Source organism: Fictibacillus halophilus (assembly GCF_016401385.1).
Classification (GTDB): domain Bacteria; phylum Bacillota; class Bacilli; order Bacillales; family Fictibacillaceae; genus Fictibacillus; species Fictibacillus halophilus.
This window is the reverse complement of sequence record NZ_JAEACF010000001.1, coordinates 1-23,792: the sequence shown is the minus strand read 5'-3', so window position 1 is coordinate 23,792 and position 23,792 is coordinate 1. Positions and strand designations below refer to the sequence as shown.

18 protein-coding genes, 15 tRNA genes and 2 rRNA genes are annotated in these 23,792 nt (G+C 40.0%); 2 read left to right on the top strand and 33 right to left on the bottom strand.

Annotated elements, in window-relative coordinates; all coding sequences use genetic code 11:
- Positions 1 to 201 precede the first annotated feature (201 nt).
- From I5J82_RS00175 to I5J82_RS00140, 8 genes are all read right to left on the bottom strand, one after another.
- Complete coding sequence (locus I5J82_RS00175) at positions 202 to 1,752, bottom strand: bifunctional GNAT family N-acetyltransferase/carbon-nitrogen hydrolase family protein (RefSeq protein WP_198766142.1); 1,551 nt, start codon at positions 1,750 to 1,752, stop codon at positions 202 to 204.
- A gap of 31 nt (positions 1,753 to 1,783) precedes the next feature.
- The gene (locus I5J82_RS00170) at positions 1,784 to 2,179 is read right to left on the bottom strand and encodes a VOC family protein (protein WP_198766141.1); all 396 of its coding nucleotides are present in this window, start codon (positions 2,177 to 2,179) and stop codon (positions 1,784 to 1,786) included.
- Between the two features lie 5 nt (positions 2,180 to 2,184).
- Positions 2,185 to 2,847, bottom strand: coding sequence for an HAD family hydrolase (locus I5J82_RS00165; protein WP_198766140.1), 663 nt, complete (start codon positions 2,845 to 2,847; stop codon positions 2,185 to 2,187).
- Positions 2,848 to 2,918: 71 nt separating this feature from the next.
- Positions 2,919 to 3,776 carry a ComEC/Rec2 family competence protein gene (locus tag I5J82_RS00160; protein ID WP_198766139.1) on the bottom strand — a complete coding sequence of 286 codons (858 nt, stop codon included), beginning with the start codon at positions 3,774 to 3,776 and terminating at the stop codon, positions 2,919 to 2,921.
- A gap of 384 nt (positions 3,777 to 4,160) precedes the next feature.
- On the bottom strand, positions 4,161 to 5,327 hold the full coding sequence (yhbH, locus tag I5J82_RS00155; protein ID WP_198766138.1) for a sporulation protein YhbH: 1,167 nt from the start codon (positions 5,325 to 5,327) through the stop codon (positions 4,161 to 4,163).
- 197 nt (positions 5,328 to 5,524) lie between these two features.
- Positions 5,525 to 5,698, bottom strand: a complete 174-nt coding sequence (locus tag I5J82_RS00150) for a hypothetical protein (protein WP_198766137.1) — start codon at positions 5,696 to 5,698, stop codon at positions 5,525 to 5,527.
- Between the two features lie 32 nt (positions 5,699 to 5,730).
- Positions 5,731 to 6,306 carry a signal peptidase I gene (lepB, locus tag I5J82_RS00145; protein WP_198766136.1) on the bottom strand — a complete coding sequence of 192 codons (576 nt, stop codon included), beginning with the start codon at positions 6,304 to 6,306 and terminating at the stop codon, positions 5,731 to 5,733.
- Positions 6,307 to 6,496: 190 nt separating this feature from the next.
- Positions 6,497 to 8,392, bottom strand: a complete 1,896-nt coding sequence (locus I5J82_RS00140; RefSeq protein WP_066391232.1) for a PrkA family serine protein kinase — start codon at positions 8,390 to 8,392, stop codon at positions 6,497 to 6,499.
- 170 nt (positions 8,393 to 8,562) lie between these two features.
- Between I5J82_RS00140 and I5J82_RS00135 the strand changes: the two genes are divergently transcribed.
- Positions 8,563 to 10,401 (top strand): transglycosylase domain-containing protein, encoded by a 1,839-nt coding sequence (locus I5J82_RS00135; protein WP_198766135.1) that lies wholly within the window; start codon positions 8,563 to 8,565, stop codon positions 10,399 to 10,401.
- 177 nt (positions 10,402 to 10,578) lie between these two features.
- Here I5J82_RS00135 and I5J82_RS00130 read toward each other — a convergent pair whose 3' ends face one another.
- The 5 genes from I5J82_RS00130 to queG all read right to left on the bottom strand — a co-directional run bounded on the left by I5J82_RS00130 (position 10,579) and on the right by queG (position 14,669).
- Positions 10,579 to 11,100 (bottom strand): DUF5366 family protein, encoded by a 522-nt coding sequence (locus tag I5J82_RS00130; protein ID WP_198766134.1) that lies wholly within the window; start codon positions 11,098 to 11,100, stop codon positions 10,579 to 10,581.
- 318 nt (positions 11,101 to 11,418) lie between these two features.
- On the bottom strand, positions 11,419 to 11,892 hold the full coding sequence (gene trmL / locus I5J82_RS00125) for a tRNA (uridine(34)/cytosine(34)/5-carboxymethylaminomethyluridine(34)-2'-O)-methyltransferase TrmL (RefSeq protein ID WP_066391226.1): 474 nt from the start codon (positions 11,890 to 11,892) through the stop codon (positions 11,419 to 11,421).
- 85 nt (positions 11,893 to 11,977) lie between these two features.
- Positions 11,978 to 12,859 (bottom strand): amidase domain-containing protein, encoded by an 882-nt coding sequence (locus I5J82_RS00120; protein ID WP_198766133.1) that lies wholly within the window; start codon positions 12,857 to 12,859, stop codon positions 11,978 to 11,980.
- 68 nt (positions 12,860 to 12,927) lie between these two features.
- Positions 12,928 to 13,464 carry a methylated-DNA--[protein]-cysteine S-methyltransferase gene (locus tag I5J82_RS00115; protein WP_066391224.1) on the bottom strand — a complete coding sequence of 179 codons (537 nt, stop codon included), beginning with the start codon at positions 13,462 to 13,464 and terminating at the stop codon, positions 12,928 to 12,930.
- Positions 13,465 to 13,523: 59 nt separating this feature from the next.
- Positions 13,524 to 14,669: a tRNA epoxyqueuosine(34) reductase QueG gene (gene queG, locus I5J82_RS00110; RefSeq protein WP_198766132.1), complete on the bottom strand. Its 1,146-nt coding sequence runs from the start codon at positions 14,667 to 14,669 to the stop codon at positions 13,524 to 13,526.
- 76 nt (positions 14,670 to 14,745) lie between these two features.
- Between queG and I5J82_RS00105 the strand changes: the two genes are divergently transcribed.
- A complete protein-coding gene (locus I5J82_RS00105; RefSeq protein ID WP_332873611.1) occupies positions 14,746 to 15,399 on the top strand; it encodes a B3/B4 domain-containing protein in 654 nt (217 codons plus the stop codon).
- 335 nt (positions 15,400 to 15,734) lie between these two features.
- On the opposite strand, the gene I5J82_RS00100 is transcribed toward I5J82_RS00105, so the two are convergent.
- The 20 genes from I5J82_RS00100 to I5J82_RS00005 all read right to left on the bottom strand — a co-directional run.
- Positions 15,735 to 16,412, bottom strand: a complete 678-nt coding sequence (locus tag I5J82_RS00100) for a hypothetical protein (protein WP_198766130.1) — start codon at positions 16,410 to 16,412, stop codon at positions 15,735 to 15,737.
- Positions 16,413 to 16,847: 435 nt separating this feature from the next.
- Entirely contained in the window at positions 16,848 to 19,304 is a 2,457-nt protein-coding gene (locus I5J82_RS00095) for a YhgE/Pip domain-containing protein (RefSeq protein ID WP_186320608.1), read from the bottom strand.
- Between the two features lie 191 nt (positions 19,305 to 19,495).
- A complete protein-coding gene (locus I5J82_RS00090; RefSeq protein WP_198766129.1) occupies positions 19,496 to 21,676 on the bottom strand; it encodes an ATP-dependent helicase in 2,181 nt (726 codons plus the stop codon).
- Positions 21,677 to 21,800: 124 nt separating this feature from the next.
- Positions 21,801 to 21,885, bottom strand: a tRNA-Leu gene (locus I5J82_RS00085).
- 28 nt (positions 21,886 to 21,913) lie between these two features.
- A tRNA-Cys gene (locus I5J82_RS00080) sits at positions 21,914 to 21,988 on the bottom strand.
- 12 nt (positions 21,989 to 22,000) lie between these two features.
- Positions 22,001 to 22,075: transfer RNA gene (locus tag I5J82_RS00075), tRNA-Gly, on the bottom strand.
- 59 nt (positions 22,076 to 22,134) lie between these two features.
- A tRNA-Gln gene (locus I5J82_RS00070) sits at positions 22,135 to 22,209 on the bottom strand.
- A gap of 9 nt (positions 22,210 to 22,218) precedes the next feature.
- Positions 22,219 to 22,294 (bottom strand) — tRNA-His (locus tag I5J82_RS00065).
- 14 nt (positions 22,295 to 22,308) lie between these two features.
- A tRNA-Trp gene (locus I5J82_RS00060) sits at positions 22,309 to 22,382 on the bottom strand.
- 17 nt (positions 22,383 to 22,399) lie between these two features.
- Positions 22,400 to 22,484, bottom strand: a tRNA-Tyr gene (locus I5J82_RS00055).
- Positions 22,485 to 22,566: 82 nt separating this feature from the next.
- A tRNA-Thr gene (locus tag I5J82_RS00050) sits at positions 22,567 to 22,642 on the bottom strand.
- A 9-nt stretch (positions 22,643 to 22,651) separates the two neighbouring features.
- Positions 22,652 to 22,727, bottom strand: a tRNA-Phe gene (locus tag I5J82_RS00045).
- A gap of 44 nt (positions 22,728 to 22,771) precedes the next feature.
- A tRNA-Asp gene (locus tag I5J82_RS00040) sits at positions 22,772 to 22,847 on the bottom strand.
- Between the two features lie 89 nt (positions 22,848 to 22,936).
- Positions 22,937 to 23,013: transfer RNA gene (locus tag I5J82_RS00035), tRNA-Met, on the bottom strand.
- A gap of 27 nt (positions 23,014 to 23,040) precedes the next feature.
- Positions 23,041 to 23,116: transfer RNA gene (locus I5J82_RS00030), tRNA-Val, on the bottom strand.
- 25 nt (positions 23,117 to 23,141) lie between these two features.
- A tRNA-Glu gene (locus tag I5J82_RS00025) sits at positions 23,142 to 23,216 on the bottom strand.
- Between the two features lie 27 nt (positions 23,217 to 23,243).
- Positions 23,244 to 23,335 (bottom strand) — tRNA-Ser (locus tag I5J82_RS00020).
- Positions 23,336 to 23,339: 4 nt separating this feature from the next.
- Positions 23,340 to 23,414: transfer RNA gene (locus tag I5J82_RS00015), tRNA-Asn, on the bottom strand.
- Between the two features lie 10 nt (positions 23,415 to 23,424).
- Positions 23,425 to 23,540 (bottom strand): 5S ribosomal RNA (gene rrf / locus I5J82_RS00010).
- Between the two features lie 64 nt (positions 23,541 to 23,604).
- A 23S ribosomal RNA gene (locus I5J82_RS00005) occupies positions 23,605 to 23,792 on the bottom strand; the annotation flags it as partial.

Below are 23,792 nucleotides of genomic sequence, written 5' to 3'. Positions count from 1 at the left end.
TTGCTAATTGTTTTTGTTAGTTTCGATATGAATCGAGTTATTCCTGCCATATCTATTAAATACGGCCTTTATTATACCGCTTTCAGCACAAAAAATAAAATATCGCTGGAAAGCACTCTTCACATTGACATGGTTCGTGATATTTCCCGAGAAATAGAAAAAAAGCGGCAAGCTATATTCAGCTCACCGCTCTCCTTATCATTATTTGCTTTTATCTTTTTGAACAACGCTATACAGATCTAACCTTCTATCTCTAAGAAGGGTTACGCTTCCTGTTTTACGTTGTCTTCTTAAAATCTCTAAATCCACATCACCTACAACGACTGTCTCAATATTGGGATGACATTCCCCAACGATTCCGTCTCTCGGGAACGAAAAATCAGAAGGAGTAAAGATACCAGACTGTGCATACTGAATGTCCATGTTCTCAACTTGCGATAAGTTCCCAACCGTTCCTGCAATTGCTGTATAGATCTCATTTTCAATCGCTCGCGCTTGCGAACAATATCGAACGCGTAGATACCCTTGACGATCTTCCGTACAGAAAGGTGTGAAGATGATCTTGGCACCTTGATCGGTTACGATCCGTGAAAGTTCAGGGAATTCGATATCATAGCAGATCAGAATCGCAATCTTTCCGCAATCTGTATCAAATACTTGTACTTTATCACCAGCCGTAATTCCCCACCATTTTCGTTCGTTCGGTGTGATATGAATCTTATATTGCTTATCAATCGTTCCATCTCTTCGGAATAGATAAGCAACGTTATAAATATCTCCGTCTTCTTCAACAAAGTGTGAGCCACCGATTATGTTCACGTTATAACGTACTGCAAGATTCGTAAAGAGTTCAATGTATTGCTCTGTAAATTCTGTTAACTTACGAATGGCTAAGCTAGGACTCTTCTCTTCACAGAACGATAACAACTGAGTTGTAAGAAGCTCCGGGAAAACAGCGAAATCTGATCCTTGATCAGATGCAACATCTGTATAATATTCAACCTGTGTCGCAAAGTCTTCAAAAGAACTTATCGTCTTCATCATATATTGAATCGTCGTGATACGAACTGGCTCACTTGTTTTAAAATACTTTTTCGTTTTATTCGGAATGTAATCAACATTGTTCCATTCCATTAATGTGGCATAAGCGTTTGATTGTTTGTCATCAGGTAGATAACTCTTGTTTAGACGCATCACAGTAAAGCCGTTCATCAATTGAAAGGTTAAGACAGGATCATAAATATTGTGCTGAATGACTTCTCTCACATATTCGCGAGGTGTCATTTCCTTAGAATGCTTATGATAGTTTGGAATTCTTCCGCCTAGAATAATACTTTTTAAATTCTTCTGCTCAGCTAATTCTTTACGTGCTTCGTATAGGCGAGCACCGATCTTCATTCGGCGGTATTCCGGGTGGACCATCACTTCAATACCATATAAGTTAAAACCTTCTGGATCATGGTTCGTAATGTAGCCTTTATCTGTGATTTCATCCCACGTATGCTTATCATCATACTCATCAAAATTAACCATCAAGCTAGAGCAGCTTCCAACAATCTTTCCTTCATACGTTACACAAAATTGTCCTTCAGGAAAGATCCTTAGATGACTCTCCAGCTGCTCTCGTTTCCATGGCTCCATGTTTCCTGGAAAACAGATCTGCTGAAGTTCTAAGATTTCGTCAATATCTTCAAACTCAATGTTGCGTAGTTCTATTTTTTTCTCAAATTTTGAAACATCGATCTCACTCATCTTATCCACTCCTCTTACTTGCTTACATATCTTAATTCCAATTCTTCATCCGTTTTTGAAGGCTGCCAGTAAAGAATTCTATTTCATTTCCATCCGGGTCGGTAAAGCTAACGGTGTTCCCTCCACCTCTTTGTATCGGGCCCCTCGTAAAACTGACTTTTTGCTCATGTAGCATTAGAACCGCTTTAGGAAAATGTTCTTCAGAAACTGTAAATGCAAAGTGATCAACACCTACTTGATTTTTATCCATAGGTTTTGCATCTTTTATTTCTATCAAACACAGCCACACTCCCCCGACGTCTAAGTATATATCTGTATTCCCTTTATGAACGATTTTAGCACCTAGTACGTTCACATAAAATTTTATTGATTCATCTAAGTTAGAAACTCTGATGGTAATATGATTTATACCTTGAACTTTAAACATTTTCTTTAACCTTTATTCTCTGCCTGGTTAATTAAGGATGCGAGGTTTAACTCTGCTAAAGTTTCCATCTGATGATCAACATCGCTAAAGGTCATGTGTTTGGTAACAGGGTTCGGGATGGCTACACAATATAATCCCGCTTTTTTTGCTGCCATCGATCCGTTTACAGAGTCTTCAAACGCGATAGCTTCATGAGGTTTTATATTTAAGGCTTTAACCGCTTCGAGATAAAGAGCAGGATCTGGTTTAACTTTTTCAACATCGTCTGCTGTTTTAATCACTTCAAAATAGTGCATCAAACCAATTCTTCCTAAATGCTCTTCTACCCATTTACGCGAAGAACTGGATGCTAGACCGATCTTTAACCCGAGTTCTTTTGCTGCTTCAAGGTAATCAAGAATGCCTGGAAGTTCCCGTTGTTCAGATATCAAAGCAAGCGCACGTTCCGTCTTTTTTGCTCGTAGTACATCATGATCAAGCTTTTGATCGATCTGTCTTTCTAAATATTCGTAAGGATTAAAATCAGAATGGGTACCGATGCATTCTCCCCAAACTTCTAGCGGTAGATCGCTTCCATGTTCCTGATACAACTCTTGGAAAGCATTGTAATGCTGTGTTTCCGTATCTAGAATCGTGCCATCAAAATCAAATACCAATGCCTTAATCACGGTTAACCAACCCCATCTTAAGCGTTTTATACTATTTTCTTAAATTTTACTAAAAGACGCAAGAAAACCGATTATTGATGAAGGACATTCGTTCTAAACATGATCTTTTTTCCATTGCTTGTGGCAATAATCGCCCCGAGCTGATCTGTACGATATACGGTCATCTTTCTATTGTCTAAACGATACAACACCTCTTTTGATGGAAACTGATAAGGATTATTCCTTCCGACTGAGATCACAGCCGTTTTTGCTTTTACTTTTTTCAAAAATTCCATCGTCGTACCCGTATTTGCTCCATGATGACCCAATTTAATTACATCTGCCTTAACCCCACCACGTTTCAATATCTCTTTTTCTTCTTCAGCACCTGCATCTGCCATGAGAAGAAAATTCTTTTTGCCATGCTTGATCTTAATCACAGCCGAGTAATCATTGATGTGTTTATAATACGAGCCTTTAGGGGCTAACATTTCTACCTTTACTGAAAACCCCATCTTAAAATTTACACCTGCTTTTGCACGATCTACAGGAATTTGTTTTTCATTGATCACTCGAAAAAGGTCATGATAATATTTAGTGTCGTATGGAAGATTCGGCATGTATAGAACACTCACTGGAAACGCTCGTATCACATCATCTAACGACCCGATATGATCGTGATGAGGATGAGTAGCCACAACAATATCAAGATGGGTAACGCCTTCTTTTTCAAGATAAGAGATAATCTTCTCCCCGTCATGTTCATCGCCACCGTCAATTAGCATCGTTTGTCCGTTTGGCGCTTTAATAAGAATACAGTCAGCTTGCCCAACGTCTAAAAAATGGATCGTCAACGGATCAAACCAGTCCGCTCGAGCTTTATGAGGAACGATTGTTAACAGAAGCATCAAGCTCAGACAGAACACAGCTAACTTGTTAAGTGTTTTCAAATCTCACACCCCTTTACGTGATTTTTTCGTCCATAATGCGTAACCTTAGTTATATGTAATTTTGTTAAATTCAACAACAAAGCCCGCTATCCAATACATGGATGCGGGCGTTTTGTTTTATTTTGAATATTCGTTTTCGAAAAAGCTTTATGTTACAGAATATTGCTTAGAATTATATCTGAAATGATTGTTGCTTTTAAGTCACTTTAATTATTTTCTTCATCGACAAGTTGATCGGAGTGGAAGATGCGAGACTCCTGCGGGACAGGTGGGCAGGTGAGACACTTAAGAGTGAAACGTACGAATGTGGCTCACCGCCTGCCCCGCGGAAAGCGAGCATCTGAAACGGAGATCAACTACTTCCATTAACTGCATTTATACTCTTTATGCATTCACTTCATTTTTCTTAAAAAAGCTCTTCATCGCGTGATACACATCAGCTTTTTCTTTTAGAATATAATGACTAAACTTCGGATTATCCATATTCTTATATACACTCATCAAAGTCGAATGTCGATTATAGGCATTCACTTCGCCATAACCAAACATGTTAGAGTGCTCCATGATTTGCTGAACGAGTTTCACACATCTTGCATTATCACTCGTAAGGTTATCTCCATCAGAGAAATGGAACGGGTAAATGTTAAAACGGCTGGATGAATATTTCGTCTCGATCAACTCAAGCGCTTTCCGGTAAGCTGATGAACAAATCGTTCCACCACTTTCACCTTTGTTAAAGAAATCTTCCTCTGAAACAACTTTTGCCTCCGTGTGATGAGCGATAAATTCAATCTCTACTTTTTCATACTTCGATCGCAAAAAGCGTGTCATCCAGAAGAAGAAACTTCTCGCCATATACTTTTCCCAGATTCCCATCGAACCCGAAGTATCCATCATGGCTAGGACAACTGCTTTTGATTCAGGTTTGATGACTTCGTTCCATGTTTTGAAGCGAAGGTCGTCATTGTGGATAGGAGCAACACTTGGCTTTCCTATTAAAGCATTTCGTTTAAACGCCGTTAGAATCGTTCTCTTTTTATCCACGTTCCCCATGAGCCCTTTTTTGCGAACATCATTAAATTCAATCTTTTCCAACACAATCTCGTCTTGCTCTTTTTGCTTAAGGTTAGGAAGCTCCAGCTCTTTAAACAGCATCTCTTCCAGTTCTAAGATAGAAACCTCAGCTTCTGCATAATCGACACCTGGTTTGTCACCTGCTGGTCCTTTCCCTTTTCCGGCCCCGCTCTGTCCGGCACGTCCATCTCTGGCTACTACATCCCCCACCTGACTATCTCCATCACCTTGGCCTACGTGCTTGTTTTTGTCGTAGTTGTATCGGATTTTGTATTCATCCATTGAACGGATCGGGATCTTAATCACATCACGTCCGTTGGATAAAATGATATTTTCTTCACTTATCAAATCCGGCAAGTTGTTTTTAATGGCTTCCTGCACTTTTTCCATATGCCTTTGATGATCTTGATATCCTTTTCGGTGGAGGGACCAGTTTTCCTGAGACACAACAAAATTGTTCTTTTCCGGCTCACTCATTGTTTTCCCCTCCAGAGCAGCAAGAGTCAATGCTGCTTTTCTTGATCAACCCGGGGCATAACTTGCTTTTTACAATCAGCTATTATCAGAAAAAAAGGGTTGGTTACTCTATCATATGCAAGTACTTCTTAGAATTGCTAAACTTTCACGATAAAAAAGCCCTCTTTTCAAAAAAGAAAAGAAGGCTCGTTTTGTATTTATTTATTATATTCCTCTTTATCATGCTGCTCGGGATCTGGCGTTTTACCACTTTTACGTACTTGTTCATTTGTAGATACGTGTTCCATCACTTTTCCGTGTTCTTTCATTTCTTCAAAGTTAGATACCATTGAACTGTTTTTTCGTTTAGGTTCTTTATTTTGTTTTGTCATAGGGATTCACCTCTTACTGAAATTTTCCCCATTTATTCCTTTTTAAAACCATTGAAAACCTTCAATTCATCCATTGGCCAATAACGGATATTAGCTTCGCCTACAATATCCGTCATTTCAACAAAACCAATATGGCGGCTATCAATACTGTGAAGTCTGTTGTCACCAAGTACGAAGATCTTGCCTTTAGGAACCGTATCGTGTCCTGTAATCTCTTCAAGAGTAAAGTTGCCAGTGAGTGTCCGATTCCCGGCAAAGCGTTTAAATTCTTTTAAATAAGGTTCTGCCACTGGTTTGTTGTTGATGTACAATTTGTCGTCACGGTATGCAATGTGGTCACCTGGAATACCGATCACCCGCTTAATATAATCCTCTTCAGGATTTGCCTTGAAGACGATCAGGTCAAATCTTTCTGGTTGACTAATTTCATAACCAATCTTATTTACAATCAGCCGATTGCCATTTTGGATGGTCGGCATCATAGATTCACCGTAAACGACATATTGCTCAATCAAAAACTTTTTTATAATAATTGCTAGTATAAGTGCAACACCAATTGCTTTAATCCAATCCACTAATCCGTTTCTTTCTTTTCTAGTCGAGCTCATCGGGCTCACTTCCTTTAGTTAGCTTATTAGTATCAATTTACCATTTTTAAGTAAGTAAAAACAAGTTCAATTATTTTTAACATAAATACGATTGTAAATTCTACTCTGCAATTTGTTTAGTTTCCCCTAAATTTCTGTAAAAAAACACACCCTGACAGTCTTATCTCGTGTACAGGGTGTGTTGCCATATTTATCGGTTTAGTAAACTGCCTACATATCTTAGTAGTTCGTTGGCACTAGTTGTATTATAGCCATGTTCATCTACAAGGCGTGCAATAACCTCATTGATCTTCTTCAGTTGTGACTCATCAGGAGTTTTAGATGATGTAGTGATCTTTACAACATCTTTAAGATCTGCGAATAATTTCTTTTGAATCGCTTCTCTTAACCGCTCATGAGAATTATAGTCAAATTTCTTTCCTTTTCTCGCATATGCAGAGATTCTGATCAGAATTTCTTCACGGAACGCTTTTTTTGCATTCTCAGAGATTCCGATCTGTTCTTCAATCGATCTCATCAGCTTCTCATCTGGACTCATCTCTTCACCAGTAAGCGGATCACGTAATTTATTCTTATTGCAATACGCCTCAACATTATCGAGATAATTGTCCATAAGCGTTTTTGCAGACTCTTCGTACGAGTAAACGAACGCTTTCTGAACTTCTTTCTTCGCAATATCATCGTACTCTTTACGAGCTGCCGAGATAAAGTTAATAAACCTCTCTTTATCTTCCTTCGATATGGATGCATGATGATCAAGCCCATCTTTTAATGAACGCAGAACATCTAACGCGTTGATTGACGGTGTTTCTTTGCGAATGATTGCTGATGATATTCGGTTGATAACGTAACGCGGGTCGATACCAGACATGCCTTCATCTGCAAACTCTTTCTTCAGTTCCTCAAGATCAACGTGATTGAAACCTTCTACGATCTCACCGTCATACAACCTCATCTTCTTCAAAAGATCCATTCCTTGTTTCTTAGAATCCTTCAATCGGGTTAGCACTGAGAACGTGGCAGCCACTCTTAATGCGTGCGGCGCAATATGAACATGAGACATATCACTCTCTGAGATCATCTTCGCATAAATTTTTTCTTCCTCTGAAACTTTTAAGTTATACGGAACACCCATCACAATAATCCTTGAATGCAGAGCTTCGTTTTTCTTATTCGCAATAAACGACCTGTATTCTGATTCATTCGTATGCGCGACAATTAATTCGTCCGCTGAGATCAGTGCAAATCTTCCTGCTTTAAAGTTTCCTTCTTGCGTCAGAGAAAGAAGATGCCATAAGAATTTTTCATCACACTTCAGCATTTCCTGAAACTCCATCATTCCTCGGTTAGCCTTGTTCAGCTCACCATCAAAGCGATAGGCACGCGGATCTGATTCTGATCCGTACTCTGCAATCGTGGAGAAGTCGATACTTCCGGTTAAATCAGCGATATCCTGTGACTTAGGATCAGATGGACTGAACGTACCAATCCCTGTTCGCTTATCTTCTGAGAAGAAAACACGCTCTACCATAACATCTTCAATACGGTTGTCATATTCGTGTTCAAGCCTCATCGTATTAAGTGGAGATAAACTTCCCTCCACTCGAATGCCGTAATCATTGAAGAACTCTTTTCTTAAGTGCTGTGGAATAAGATGTAACGGATCTTCATGCATCGGACAGCCTTTAATCGCATAGACCGCTCCCGCAGGTGTTTTTGTGTATTGCTCTAATCCTCTTTTAAGCATTGTAACTAAAGTGGATTTACCACCGGATACTGGTCCCATCAACAATAAGATACGTTTACGAACATCAAGGCGTTTAGCGGCAGGATGAAAATACTCTTCAACAAGTCTTTCGATTGATTCTTCTAATCCAAAAATCTGATCGCTGAAAAAATGATACACCTTTTGACCATTTTTTTCTGAAATGCCAGCATCTTTGATCATGTTGTATACTCTTGAATGCGCAGACTGGGCAACAAATGGCCGATCTCGTAAAATATCAAGGTATTCAGCGAAGGTACCTTCCCAGGCTAAACGCTGTTCTTCTTCACGATGCAGTTGGATTCTCGATAAAATATCCATGAGTACCTCCTTGATTGTATTGGCTCCATCAAGTGTTAATCTACTCTATGCGGGGATGTCCGTAATCATTCTGTTTGTATAGCGATTTTTATTTAAAAAAGTTGGAATTCCCATTTGCATAACCATGGTAAAATATGTTTATCATTAAGTTTTGAAACGGAGAAAGCGTTATGAATCAAAAGCTTGGCCTTCTAACAGTGCTCTTCATGCTCTGCATCGTGTTCTTTTCATTTATGGGTTTAAGAAATGAACATGAAAACTATATTCCTTTTCAAAAAGCGATTTCTTCTCTTGCTCAACTGGAGAATATGAAACTAGATGAAAACAGTCGCCTCCTTGATCGAAACGGAGATCTTCTTTATGAGTTCAAGAGCAATGAGAGCCGTGTTTATCTGGAATACAGCAAAATACCAGAACATGTGCGCAAAGCTTTTATCGCAACAGAAGATCAAGGTTTCATACAGCATCATGGGGTCGATGGAAAAGCGATCGCCCGAGCTTTTATTACAAATTCATCAGCAGGATCTGTTCAGCAAGGTGGCAGTACGATCACACAGCAGCTGGCACGCAACCTATTCCTAACACACGAACGTACATATGACCGAAAATTAAAAGAGCTATTAATCTCTTACAGAATCGAGCAACAATTATCCAAAGAGAAAATCTTAGAGCTTTATATCAACTCGATTTATTTTCAAAATGGTGTCTATGGAATTGAAAAGGCTAGTCGATTTTACTTCAGCAAGCCGGTTGGTGAACTTTCTGTAGCTGAAACAGCACTGCTCGCGGCCATTCCAAACAATCCAATGCTGTATGACCCTCTAACACAGCTTGAAAACACGATGAAACGGCAAAAGTGGATTTTATTGAAGATGAAGGAGCAAGGATACATAAACGAGGCTGCTTATGAAGCATCACTTAAACAAAAGATTACATTAAGCGTTTCACAGCCTGTCGTCCCTTATCCTGAAATTGTGGGTTACATAAAAGAGGAACTTCTAAGTTTAATAGCGACCGCTCCCGCTAATAAAGGACTGACTGCAGAAGAGCTTCTGCTAAAGAGAGATCAGCTATTTAAAAGCGGTGTTGTCGTTGAGACTGCATTAGATCCTGAGCTACAAAAAGAAGCAGTGCGTGCTTTGAATAATCGGTTGCCCTATAACGATGTGGAAGGATCTGTCGTTATTGTTGATCATGTTTCAAAAGAGATCGTCTCTATGGTTGGCGGAAAGAATGTTGGTTTAGAAGAATTTAACCGTGCCCACCAAGCGAAAAGACAGCCGGGTTCTTCAATAAAACCACTACTCGTCTATGGTCCCTATGTAGATGTGTACGGCGCAAAACCACACTCGCTCATTTCTGCAGCAAGTATTTGTGAAGGTAACTATTGTCCAAACAACTATGGTGGAGCTTCTTACGGTACAGTCTCCTTAAAAAAAGCGATGGCGAGTTCAATTAACACCGCAGCAGTCAGAGCACTAAGGAGAACAGGAGTAAATAAGGCGTTTTCTTACTTACAGCACTTTGGATTTTCATCTGTAACGAAAGAAGACCATCAACTTGCAAGTGCGCTCGGCGGATTTTCAAAGGGCTTTTCTCCGCTTGAACTAACCAGTGCGTATACTGCTTTTAGTTCTGGTGGAACATTTGTAAAACCTAGGTTGATAACTTCTGTAAAAGATAAGAACGGAAAGGTGTTATATGCTTGGAAAGAGGAACCTGTTTCAGTATGGAGTGGGAAAACAAATAGCGTGATGCGTGAGATGCTTGCGGCCGTAACGACCTCAGGAACGGCAAGGGATGCTCGGTTCGCGGGATCAACGTATATTGGCGGAAAGACTGGAACGACAAACGATGCCCGCGATCTTTGGTTTATCGGACTGACTGATCGTTATACCGCAGGCGTTTGGGTGGGTCGTGATAAACCAAGCAGTCTTCATTCTATTGAGAGTGCGTCTCCAGAAGTCATGATATGGCGAGATATAATGAGAAAAGCACACCAAAAATGAGAAAGAACCCTGTCACTACAATAGTGGCAGGGTTTTTAGCTGGTACTTGTATACGAATATTTAGGATAATTCCGCGATATTTCATATTAATCCCGCGAGATTTTGAGATAATCCCGTAAATGATTGAAATATTCCTGCGAGTTTTTATGATATTCCCGCCAGTCTATAGATAGATCTCTAAGTAATAGCTGCCACAAACGCATTATACAAACGCATCACCGTATAGACTACAAGCAAGCCGAAGCCTGTCCAAAAGAATAAATGTAGAAATACCATTCCCATGATACCTATGGTTGATAAACTCGAGCTGATCCGCAATAAGAATTGAAAAAAGTACAAAAGAGATGAAACCATGAACACAACACCTATCAGCAACACGGAATGGTTCAGCAAGATCGCAAGCATACCACCAACAAAAAAGTACCAGCTACCGCCTTTTCCTTGCTGAAGCAATGTCCCTTCTGTATCTTTTGAGAAAAAGAACAGACTGAGGTGCGTTAATGTGTCAGAAAGCAGCTTTAGAGCTGCAAATATCATAAAGAACAGCAGAAACAAACAAAAGCCTATCGATAAGTGAATCACATGATCTTCAAATAATTCTTGCATCCCCTGATAAACACCAAAGTATGTAAGTTTATCGATGAAGAGTCTTTCAAAGTAAATGGCGAACCCTGAACTGAACAGAATAATAGAAAACAAGGGAAGATACCCTGTCATATATACGTTTTTCTTCATCTATGCTTGCACGAATCCCCTCAAATTGTTAAATTTCAGCAGAAATACATTCCCATGAAAACCGTTTTCATTTATAATGAGAAAAGATACTGGAAAGAATAATATTACTTTCAAAGGAGGAGTTCAAATGGATTTTATCCTCATCCTACTCGTGATGCTCGCCTTCCTGACTGCCATCTTTACAGCAGGCTATAACGATCGTCCTGGAAAAAACTAATCCATATACAAATGGAAGTAAAAACGTCCCTTTTCAATCAGGACGTTTTTTTATTTTTGCTTATTTTATTTCAACTCTCCGAAACTCTGCTGACGCAGTGCTTCATAGATCAAGATTGCTGCCGTATTCGATAGGTTCAATGAACGAATGTGTTCATTCATCGGAATGCGCAGGCATCTCTCCATGTTCGCATCAATCACTTCACGCGGAAGTCCCTTCGTTTCTTTTCCAAAAACAAAGAAAACATCCTTCTCTGAATCAGAGTAATCAAAATTCGAGTACGTCTGTTCACCGAACTTGGTGATATAGTAAAATTCCCCATCTGGGTATTCGTTATAAAAAGCATCCAAAGAATCATGATGAGACAATTTTACATGCTCCCAATAATCAAGGCCAGCACGCTTTAAATATTTGTCTTCTAAAGAAAATCCAAGTGGATGAATGAGATGCAGATGTGCACCTGTTCCTGCACACGTACGTGCGATGTTTCCTGTGTTCGCAGGAATTAACGGTTCAAATAAAACGACATGTATAGCCAAAAAGCTCACCTCAAAAACAATATTCCAACAAGTACTTATTATAGCACTTTTTTTGGAATATCACTCTCTGAAGGTAAGCTTCTTCTTAAAGAATATGAAAAAATTTATATTGAATGCGCTTTGTGTACGCAGTAGAATCCTCATAACCCCAATATCTCATTCTGCTGTTTGTTGTATGGGCATTTACGAGTGGTTCTCCTGAAGGATCCTTTGCGACCACAATCGTCGTATGCTGATAGTGACCATCTCCATCAAAGTCATAGCAGATCACATCTCCCGGCAATAACAGGTGTGCCGCAGATTTCTCTTGCGCCTGGAGACTTGATTTAGAGCCGCTCAAATACCATCTCATCGCATTTGCTACCGACCAGCTATAGCTCCAAGAGTTATTTCGCATCCACCAGCCCTTCGATTTAATAGATTGAGAAGTCATCGGAATGCCACCTGCATGAAGACTTTGAGAAATATAGTTCGTGCAATCATTCTCAAAAGATTTATAAGCAGGATTAAATGTATTCCACCATCTCTCTGCATAACGTACAGCAGCAAGTCTATCATAACCGCCCTTCGTTGGTGCGATCGACTCGTTCTCCCGCTCAATCTTTGGAAGTTCTCTGTAGTTTCCTTCCACATTCACAGGTTCATCGCTTTTCATATCACCGTCTTGAAAAGTAGCACGTCGCTCTTGAGAGATCTCTTCCACATAAAAATCAAACCCGTGTTTGATCAAGAAACTATAATGCACCAAATAATCCACTTGAACCTTATCTTCGGACTCAGTCGTTCGTAATACGCTTCCGTTCGTTTGATTGTTCACGATAAATGCATTTCTATCGGTATACATTTGTTTTTTTCGAATAAAACTCTCTTGTTCTTCTCTTAAAAAGAAGCCTCTTCCGTCTGCATCTGCATGTATCATCCATTGAGATTGGTTTTGGATATAAGCTTTAAGTGTTTCCATCCACATCAGACATCCCTCCTGCTTCTACTAACATATGAGTGAGATATCAAAAAAAAGAACCCTTTAAGGGCTCTCTAGGATGTCTTCTTGCAGCTATTCTGTTCGATCGATAACAATATTTCTTTTTTATCTAATCCCCCGCCATAGCCTACAAGTGCTCCATTACTTCCAATCACTCGGTGACATGGAATAAAAACAGGTACGGGATTTTGGTTGTTCGCGCTGCCTACAGCTCGAACGGCTTTTGGTGCACCAATGCCTTGAGCCACTTCCTTATACGAACAAGTTACGCCATAAGGAATACTCGTTAGCTGGTTCCATACCTTTTTTTGAAAAGCGGTACCAAATAAATCATAGTTCACGCTAAATTCATGCAGGTTGCCTGCAAAGTAAGCGTGTAGTTGTTGAACGGCATCGTCCAATCGTTCTGGAGAGTGTATAAGTTCTCCTTTAATAAAATGTTTCGCCATCCATGAACGTAAAGTTGGAAGGTTATCCTCCATTGAACCAAAATCGAGACGGCAGATTCCGTTCTCCGTTGCAATGATTGTTAACGGTCCGATTACGCTTTCCATTTCTTCGTAATAGAGTAACGTTTTAATCTGACACATAATTATCCCTTCTTTTCATTACTTGACCTTACTATATCGGACACTCCAAACATTTGCGATTACGAAATTTCTTGATTTCGAACCATTTTCAGTCCTTTTTCAATCTCTAACGTGACCAAATCGTCTTTTTCACGCTCTTTTGCAGATAATAGTTCCAATTCCGCATTTATCCCGCCAATCTTACCTATGGCCCATGCCGCAGTTCCTCTTATAACGGGTCGTGGGTCATTATGGAGTACCGTTACTAAATCTGGAATAGCTGTTTCATCTTTAAAATGAGCTAAAGCGATAATCGCATTTCGCTGAATAGGCTTTTTCCCTCTCCAGCTACCAGAAACATGGCCGAATTTCTCTTTGAACTCTCTATTGCTCATCGACAACAATGGCTTTAAGAGGGGTTTTGCAATCTCTGGGTCAGGTTCCATTTCCACATGATGATGAAAATCTTTTCCCTTATTTTCAGGACAAACGGTCTGACACGTATCACAACCATATAAACGGTTACCGAGCTTATCTCTATACTGATCAGGCAAAAATCCTTTCGTTTGTGTTAAAAAGGCGATACATTTTGACGAATCAAGCTGTCCTCCCTGTACAAGAGCATTAGTCGGACATGCATCGACACATTTGTTGCATGAACCGCACTGATCTTCCATTGGTGTGTCTGCAGGAAACGCAATGTTTGTGATCATTTCACCGAGATACATGTAAGAACCAAACTCCGGTGACATGATGGCACAGTTTTTGGCACTCCATCCAATCCCAGCCCTTTCAGCAACAGCACGATCAGAAAGTTCACCTGTGTCTACCATTGATTTCACAGTGGCATCTGGAACTTTTTCTATAATAAAAGCTTCCAGTAATGAGAGCTTTTCTCTTAATATATGGTGGTAATCTTTACCCCATGATGCTCTGCAAAAAATTCCTCTGCGCTCTCCTCGAACACTTCTCGGAGCATCTTTCATCTTGGAGGGATATGCAAGAGCGATTGAAATAATACTGGAAGCTCCCGACAAGAGCCGACTTGGCTCTGTTCTCTTTTCTATATCACTTTCTTCAAATCCTGATTGATAGTTAAGGTCTTGCTGTAATCGGAGACGTTCTTTGAGCTCAGCAAATACATCAGCATGTGCAAAACCAATTTTGTCGATTCCGATTTCTTTACTATATGCAACAATCTCTTCCTTCAACTGGGCACTTGTCACGCATATCCCTCCTTTACATTTATTTTCCACAATTATGATAAACTACTATTACTTAAATAAGAAACGGGGTTACATGATGATCACAATTAATCCTAAACTAAACGAGCTTGTCCCGAACTTTAAAATAGGCACACTTACATACCATAATATCGCGATTAGCGAATCACCGCAAATGATTAAAGGCAGGTTCCAGCTATTTACAGAATCCTTGCGACTTGAAGAAAAAAATGCTGCCGATTATCCTGGAGTGGCTGAATATCGTCACGTGTTTAAAACATTAGGAATGGACCCCTCCAGATATCGTCCCGCTTCGGAAGCATTGTTGCGTCGCGTTTTAAGCGGCAAGGACCTACCTCCGATTAATTCTGGCGTTGATGTTAACAACTTCTTTTCTATCCGATTTGCGATTCCAATCGGTCTTTACAACCTTGATAAGATTGAAGGCGATGTGGAGATTCTAATTGGCGGTGCTAAAGATACGTATGAAGGGTTAAACGGGCGTGAGATGAACATGGAAGGTAAGTTACTGTCTAGAGACGATGTTGGTGCCTTTGGCAGTCCAATCGTAGATTCAAAACGCACGATGGTAGATGAGAGCGTTAAGAATGCACTGCATATCGTGTACCTGCAGCCATCTATGAATGAAAATGAAGCGCATGAACTCTTGGATTCTATGGCAAAGATGTTCACTCAAGTGAATGGTGGGAGTGCTGAGATTCAGGTGATTTAAACAGTTGTTTAAATTACGAAATGCTCGTTTGGCCACAAGTTATCATTAAATACAGCTGATGTCGAATGATGTAGACTCGTCGATATAGCATACAAACTCGTCAATATAATGGGGAAATTGGTGAATATATCGTGTGAAAGTTTCAATAAAATAGGCAAACTCGTCAATATATAAAAATTGCGCTTTATAGTACAAAAAAATGCAGGGCTTCATTGGATCAACGAAGCCCTGCATTAAAACCTACAACTAACTTGTTCTATATATAAGCAGCAAGTAGGACATTTATGACAAGTTCTTTATACTTTCTTAAAAAAATCTCCTGCCTAAATTTTTTATTAATCTACTAACGTATATTTCACGGACAATGTTGCTTCAATCTCGTCTCCTTCATCCAATTCGAACACATATTCAGGAAGAAACAGGTCATCCCCTCTTCCTAAGATGATATTGACTTTACTTCCCCCGTTTACAAAGTAATTTCCAAATCCATTCACGGGCTCTACTTTATATCTTCCTGGAGCAATATCTTTACCCGCTATAAATACGCCGGCTACTAAGGTTCTTGGCTCTTTTTTCTTAATAAGAATGCCTTTATTTAAAGTATCAAGCTCATTTTTTTTATTTGCGATCTCTCCACCAAGTTTTTTTAGTTCATCTTTCCTTCCTTTTACTTGAACGCCCAATTCATCCAGTTCTTTTTGAATAGTCTCTTTTTGGCTAATCATTTCCGAAGCTTCATCAACCTGTATTTGAAGCCCATCCAATTCAGCTTGTTTACTGCTTTCCTCTTCCTCCATCGCTTCAACGTTTTCTTCTATATTTTCTAACTCTTTCTTCCATTCTTTGATCTCACCATCAATTTCCCTTACTACCACTTTTTTATCTTTGAGAAGAACAGAAGCTTTGTTGTAACCTATCGCATGTGCTGAAATAGCGGTAATCGCCACTAAAACCAACGCCATTAAGCTAAAGTAGACCCACTTCTTCTTAAACTTCAATAATTCCCATTTCATTAAATCTCCTCCTCATGATGAGATATGTATGGCTTTTGAACTATTTTATTTTACTGATAAAACATTATGCTTTTTTATCAAAATAAAAACCCCTTTAAAAAAAGGGGTATCGAACTCATCTATAAATATCGAAATAATACAAGGATAGAAAAGAGAAAAAGGATTACCATGACAAATAACAAGCGAACGGATTGAAAAAGCCTGATCAACAGACCATTAATCATGTGCATATAGTGAAAAATATCAGCAGAAATGAAGAGGATTGAAACGAAGGAGATGGTCATTAATATCAGACATACTGTAGCACGCCGGTCTCTATACATTAGAGAAATAACCTCCTTTACACCTACATATTCAGTGTACAAGAAGAAGATTCAAAAAAAAGTTCCCGGCTTAAGTTGCCAGGAACTTTTTTTTGTAACCCATTGATGTTGATCAGCTCGCTAAATCTAGATTTTTCGGTTCGCTTTTTGGCTTTGCAAACAGATAGACTGCGATCGACAATAAACTAAAACTTAATAGATAGATGAACAATATTCCCATATTGGAGAATGCAGAGCTCGTACTGCCCAATGAAATCAATGCCTTAAATCCCGCGATGGAATACGTGAACGGCAAAAATTCACTTAGCGCACGCAAATTCTCTGGCAGCATATCGATCGGCAAGTTAGCACCTGTCGTTGAAAGCTGTAAAATCACTAATGCGAACGCGATGAATCGTCCGATGTTCCCTAACGATGCAAAAAATAAGACGATTCCAGTAAATACTAAACTTACAAAAACCGCAAAACCTATAAATCCAAGTGGATTTTCAGTTTTCACATTTAAGACGAGCAGAACAACCGTCGAAAGAAGTAATGCCTGTACAACAGCCAGTGCACCTAGGTTCATGAATTTAGCACCGAACCAAGAGAATGCTGAAACTTCTTCTGGTTTCCTAAAGTTGATGAACATCGACATGATTAAGATTCCAACGAATAGAGCTAGTGAAAGAACATAAGGAGCTGTTGAATCACGATAGAGTGGATATTTATTGACGGTTTCACTCTTCAACTCAACAGGCGAAGAAAACATGCTTAGATTCTTATCATTGGCCGCTTTAATCGCTCCTGTTTTCTCTGCACCATCTTTTAGACCTGATGATAACTCGTTACTTCCATCATTTAATTTCCCTGCACCATCATTTAATTTGGTTACACCTTCCGTTAAGTCACCCCAGCCTTTTTCAACTGTTGCGTTTCCATCACTCACCTGTGACATACCATCATTAATCTTTGTTGCGCCTGAAGTTAGGTCACGCCAGCCTTTTTCAACAGAAGAGTTACCTGCTGATACTTGGGTTGCACCGTCATTAAGTTGGGATGCGCCTTTTGTCAAAGATGTCCAACCCGTGTTCACTGATTGGTTTCCTGCAGCAATCTGCGACGTTCCTGCGTGCAGCTCTCCTACCTTACCTACCATCGTGTTCCAGCCACTCTCAATCGACGCGGTCCCTTGTTGAAGCAGAGGTACCTTTTGGCTTAATGTCGCAACACCGTTGTCCACTGACGTTTGGCCAGCTACAAGCTGATTTACCCCATCAGCGACAGACTTTGGATTAGGTTCAGCATTTGCAGTGAAAGCTCCTGCGATTTTTGCAGCTCCTTGTTGTAGTGACTGGAGCTTTTGTGCTTTTGCTGGATCAGTAGCAGCTGTTGTGATAGCTTGGCTCGTACCATAAATCTTCATAAAAGCAGGATCCTTGGATAGTTCAGGGTGTTGCTCTAAATATGCCTTTAAATCACTTGATAACACTTGCAGCCCCTTACCTAGGTTTGCAGATTCATCTGCTACTTGAGCAACGCCTTGCGAGATCTGCTGTGTTCCAGGAGCGATTTCATTCTTGATCGCACTTTGAACACCTTTTAGTCCTGTTAAGATCCCCGTTGTTCCTGCTTTTAGTTGCGGTATGCTGTCTCCAAGTTGTTTCGCACCCGCTGCAAGGTCTTTTACTCCAGATTGTTTATCTTTTAAATTTTGTAATAAAAGTCCTGTTCCTTCATTAGCTGCAGCTGAACCTGCCGCAAGCTTTGAAATATCACCTGATCTAGATTGAAGAGAAGAAAGCATTTCCTTCATACCAGCACTTAGTTGCGATGAACCATTTGCCAGTTTGCTAATATCCGGCTGTTTGGCTGACAAAGAACTAGCCATTTGTCCTACACCATTTTTAAGTTCTTTTGCACCACTCGCAAGCTTTGAAATATCAGCCGCTTTATTTGTAAGCGATTCCAAAAGTGTGTTTGTTCCATCTCGTAGATCAGTCATTCCCGTATTTAATTTCGCAGATCCATCTGCAGCTGATTGAAAACCTTCTGATACATCACCGAGACTGGCGAACATGTTGTTCGCATACTTCTCCGTAATTTTATCTCCCAGTTTTTCTCTGAGCTTTTCAGTCGCACTTCTTGTGACTTGTGCTGCCATGAAATTTAATCCTTCGTTTTGAATATACGTAAGCTGAAGCTTCTCGGGATTATCACTTAAAACAGTTGTTACCCTTTGTGAAAAATCCTCTGGAATCTCAATAACCATGTAATATTTCAGACTATCGAGGCCTTCTTTTGCTTCCTCAGCACTTACAAATTCCCAACCGAGATCTTTTCCTTTCTTTAAATCTGCGACAAGATCTTTTCCTACATTGATCGGCTCATCGTCCGATAAAGCCCCCTTGTCCTTGTTGACTACCGCAACAGGCAAGTTTGACAAGTTGTCGTAAGGCCCCCATTTTGGTGATAGAAGTATACCACCATAGACGACAGGTACGAGCAACGCAGCAATGACTGAGATCAGCAGACCCTTTTTTCCTACTAACTTCGCCATTTCTGCCACAAACAAACGAAAAGCGTTCATCCCTTTACCCCCGTTCTCCCCTAATATAAAATACATTCTGTAAAAATGAACAGGTATTCACTTCTACTAGAATGTATTATTCGGAAGAGATAGGAATAAATCCTTCTTATTTATCAGAAAATTGTAAAATATTAAATAATAATGAGGTATTAAGTCCTGTTATAATATAAGATTAGATAAAAAACTGTTTATCACGTGTGAACTAAAGGCTCTAAAAGTCCCATTTCCAAACACGCACTGATTAATAATTTCTTTTCCTTAGACTGAAATTTTAGAGAAATAAATTCTTCACTGACCTCTGTTATCTCTCCAGTCCCAAATACACGGTGAGTAACACTTAGACCAACTTGTAATTCTTCCTTCTTTTTGATGCTATTCGGATTAAAAGGTACTCCATTAATCTTTTTTACATTCTTTTTTATAGGTTCAGATTTCGTCATTCTTGTTGGATCTAATATATTTTTAACATCCGTTACAAACACAGATTCTTCAACTTTTTTCCCATCTCGATAAGGATACGTCACTAGGGTTAATTGTTTCTTGGCACGCGTCATCCCTACGTAAAATAAACGAGCTGCTTCTTCTAACATTTGATGATCAGTACGATCTTCTTTAGATGGGATGATTCCGTCCACTACATCAATCATATATACCCTCTCAAATTCGAGCCCTTTCGCACTATGAAAGGTAGAAAGTGTTATCGCGTCATGCCCCTTCTTCTTTTTTGCTGTCTTCAGAACGAATTCAAGATGCTTTAATCGTTTAGCAAAATCCTCAAGGCTCTCAAGATCTGTTGCAATTTCTTCGAGTGTGTTTAAGATCCCCACTAAATAATCCATTCGAAAACCTAGGCTCTTACTAATCTTTTCTATGGCTTTGTCATATCCTAATCGATCTCTGATCACACGAATAGCTTGAAGAGGCTTCATCTCCTTCATTTCTTTAAAGGTCTCTTTACTAGCCTTTAGAAGTTTTACTTGATACTCCTGTAGTTTCACATGTTTTAGCAGGTTATCAAATACAGAATCGTTATTGTTCAGTTGTTTGAGTGCTTGCATCTGCTGCTTCGAAATATAGCCGTTAAACTTTAAATGAATTTTTTCTAAAATGTCTGGTCTCTTGTCTGTAAAGGCCATTCGCATAAAATTCAATATATCTTGAACTACCCAATGTGAAAAGAAACGATTATCAGCATCCTTCATATAAAACGGAATTCCTGCTCGTTCTAAATCATTCATCAATCCAATGGATGACGAATTGTTACGATATAAAATAGCGATTTCCTTTAGATCAACGACTTCATTCAGTTCACGTATCAAGTATTTGGATTGCTCTTTAAAATTAACGAGTTGTTTTACTTCAATCGGTTGCTGTGAAGGATTTTGAGTGAACATATTTTTTTCATATCTATTTTTATTTCTTTTAATAAACGAATTAGCAACGTTAACAATATCCTCAGATGAGCGATAATTTTGCTCCATAAACAAAATAGATGCATCACTGTACTTTTCCTTAAATTTAAGTAAATACGAAGGCTCAGCACCTCTCCAGCTATAAATAGATTGGTCATCATCGGCCACAACACATAAATTTCGATGAGTAGAAACCATTTTTTCTATAATGGAATGCTGCACAAGCGATGTATCCTGACTTTCATCGGTTAAGAAATAGTCATATCTGTTTTGATAATGACGTAACACCTGCTCATTCTTTTCTAATACATCATTTCCGATCGTGAGCATATCATCAAAGTCTAACAATACATGATGCGAATCAGAACGTTTGAGTTCCTCATAATGTTTAAATATCTCTTCAGCCTTCGGAACATCACAAGAAACTTCTGACCAACGTTCGATAGGTATCATCTTGTTTTTTATGTAACTAATATAAGTGGTGAGCTCCTCCATTTGATCTTCGGTTACGTTTTCCCCAACAACGGACTTGAATAAATGTCTCAGCATAAGTTTTTTGTTGTATTGAAAGTTTCCTGCCGAACCCTCATCTAAATCGTGATCACCCTCTATAATTGTAAAGGGGATTCCTAAATTTCTATAATGATTCCTGACTACCTCAAAAGCAAAGCTATGAATGGTCGAAAAGTCCACAGAAGGGAGATCAGGATAAAATTTTGCGAAACGCTCTTTCATATCATTGGCTGACGCCTTACTGAACGTAACAGCCTTTATACGAGAAGGATGTATTCCTTTTTCCATAATTAAATAACCGATTCTCATAATGACTGTGGTTGTTTTTCCAGAACCAGGTGAAGCAAGTAATAGAAGGGGTCCTTCTGTCTTCATAACAGCATTCTTTTGAACATCATTTAAAATAATGCCTAGATCATTTTTCATTTTATTGAAGAAATCTCTCATTGATCAGTACCCTTTCGTAACTTGAATATATTCATCGTTAATTAAAGTATAAAGTTTAAAAGCAAATAAAAAAACTCCCCACAAAGGTGAGAAGTCTTAAGTTTAAATGTTAAGTTAAGTAAAATGGTACCGGTGGTCGGGGTCGAACCGACACTCCAGAAGGAACACGATTTTGAGTCGTGCGCGTCTGCCAATTCCGCCACACCGGCATTTGAATCTTTTTTGAATTGGAATTTATGGAGGCGGCACCCGGATTCGAACCGGGGGATAAGGGTTTTGCAGACCCGTGCCTTACCACTTGGCTATGCCGCCAGAAAACAAAAATGGAGCGGAAGACGGGATTCGAACCCGCGACCCCAACCTTGGCAAGGTTGTATTCTACCACTGAACTACTTCCGCAAACATTTAATTAACTTATAATATGTTGTTAAAATCATCTTATGTTATAAAAATAAAAATGGCTGGGCTAGCTGGATTCGAACCAACGCATGTCGCAGTCAAAGTGCGATGCCTTACCGCTTGGCTATAGCCCAAAATTTAAATGGGGCGGACGAGGGGAATCGAACCCCCGAATGTCGGAACCACAATCCGATGCGTTAACCACTTCGCCACGACCGCCACAGTATTAAAATTGGCAGGGGCAGTAGGAATCGAACCCACACCAAAGGTTTTGGAGACCTTCGTTCTACCTTTAAACTATGCCCCTATATAAGGAATAAAAGATGGTGGAGGGGGACGGATTCGAACCGCCGAACCCGGAGGGAGCGGATTTACAGTCCGCCGCGTTTAGCCACTTCGCTACCCCTCCACGAATGAAGACAGGTTTTATTATAAAACATAATCACCCTGTTTTTCAATAAGTTTTTTGTTCCAATTCAGGAAGAAAAAACTGGTGCCGGCTAGAGGACTTGAACCCCCAACCTACTGATTACAAGTCAGTTGCTCTACCAATTGAGCTAAACCGGCAAAAAAAAATGGTGGCTCGAGACGGAATCGAACCGCCGACACGAGGATTTTCAGTCCTCTGCTCTACCGACTGAGCTATCGAGCCAAGAAAAAAATCTTGGTGTTGTAAAGCCACCGTTTAAATAAAAATGGCGGACCCGACCGGGGTCGAACCGGCGATCTCCTGCGTGACAGGCAGGCATGTTAACCACTACACCACGAGTCCATTCATGAAATAAAATTGGTTGCACCCTAAGGGCACTACAGATATTTCATGGTCAAGAAGTAATCTCGACGTTGTCCATGAAATAAAATTGGTTGCGGGGACAGGATTTGAACCTGCGACCTTCGGGTTATGAGCCCGACGAGCTACCAGACTGCTCCACCCCGCGATGATATGAATATGATATAAAAATTAATGGTGGAGGATGACGGGTTCGAACCGCCGACCCCCTGCTTGTAAGGCAGGTGCTCTCCCAGCTGAGCTAATCCTCCATATTTTAAAATCGTTATGTATAAGTGGTGACCCGTACGGGATTCGAACCCGTGTTACCGCCGTGAAAGGGCGGTGTCTTAACCGCTTGACCAACGGGCCAGATTTTTGAGCTAGAGAGTATGTATCTGGCGGAGAGCAAGGGATTCGAACCCTTGATACGGGGTTGACCGTATACACGATTTCCAATCGTGCTCCTTCGACCTCTCGGACAGCTCTCCAATATGGCTCCACAGGTAGGACTCGAACCTACGACCGATCGGTTAACAGCCGATAGCTCTACCACTGAGCTACTGTGGAATATGTATTGGCTCAGCGACGTCCTACTCTAACAGGGGGAAACCCCCAACTACCATCGGCGCTAAAGAGCTTAACTTCCGTGTTCGGTATGGGAACGGGTGTGACCTCTTTGCCATCATCACTGAACCAAATTATATTGAGAGATGTTCTCTCAAAACTAGATACGACGTTTCCAAACGTTATGCTTTTTAAGGATAAGCCCTCGACCGATTAGTATCTGTCAGCTCCACGTGTCACCACGCTTCCACACTAGACCTATCAACCTCATCATCTCTAAGGGGTCTTACTCACTTGCGTGATGGGAAATCTCATCTTGAGGGGGGCTTCATGCTTAGATGCTTTCAGCACTTATCCCGTCCACACGTAGCTACCCAGCTA

Excerpts from the sequence above, each read along its gene's own strand:
- I5J82_RS00115 (WP_066391224.1), bottom strand. The coding sequence starts at position 13,464 with ATGTGTCAGATTAAAACGTTACTCTATTACGAAGAAATGGAAAGCGTA.
- I5J82_RS00135 (WP_198766135.1), top strand. The coding sequence starts at position 8,563 with ATGAATCAAAAGCTTGGCCTTCTAACAGTGCTCTTCATGCTCTGCATC.
- I5J82_RS00120 (WP_198766133.1), bottom strand. The coding sequence starts at position 12,859 with ATGTGGATGGAAACACTTAAAGCTTATATCCAAAACCAATCTCAATGG.
- yhbH (WP_198766138.1), bottom strand. The coding sequence starts at position 5,327 with ATGAGTGAGCCGGAAAAGAACAATTTTGTTGTGTCTCAGGAAAACTGG.
- I5J82_RS00105 (WP_332873611.1), top strand. The coding sequence starts at position 14,746 with ATGATCACAATTAATCCTAAACTAAACGAGCTTGTCCCGAACTTTAAA.
- I5J82_RS00150 (WP_198766137.1), bottom strand. The coding sequence starts at position 5,698 with ATGACAAAACAAAATAAAGAACCTAAACGAAAAAACAGTTCAATGGTA.
- I5J82_RS00090 (WP_198766129.1), bottom strand. The coding sequence starts at position 21,676 with ATGAGAGATTTCTTCAATAAAATGAAAAATGATCTAGGCATTATTTTA.
- I5J82_RS00140 (WP_066391232.1), bottom strand. The coding sequence starts at position 8,392 with ATGGATATTTTATCGAGAATCCAACTGCATCGTGAAGAAGAACAGCGT.
- I5J82_RS00175 (WP_198766142.1), bottom strand. The coding sequence starts at position 1,752 with ATGAGTGAGATCGATGTTTCAAAATTTGAGAAAAAAATAGAACTACGC.
- I5J82_RS00100 (WP_198766130.1), bottom strand. The coding sequence starts at position 16,412 with ATGAAATGGGAATTATTGAAGTTTAAGAAGAAGTGGGTCTACTTTAGC.
- I5J82_RS00095 (WP_186320608.1), bottom strand. The coding sequence starts at position 19,304 with ATGAACGCTTTTCGTTTGTTTGTGGCAGAAATGGCGAAGTTAGTAGGA.
- lepB (WP_198766136.1), bottom strand. The coding sequence starts at position 6,306 with ATGAGCTCGACTAGAAAAGAAAGAAACGGATTAGTGGATTGGATTAAA.
- I5J82_RS00170 (WP_198766141.1), bottom strand. The coding sequence starts at position 2,179 with ATGTTTAAAGTTCAAGGTATAAATCATATTACCATCAGAGTTTCTAAC.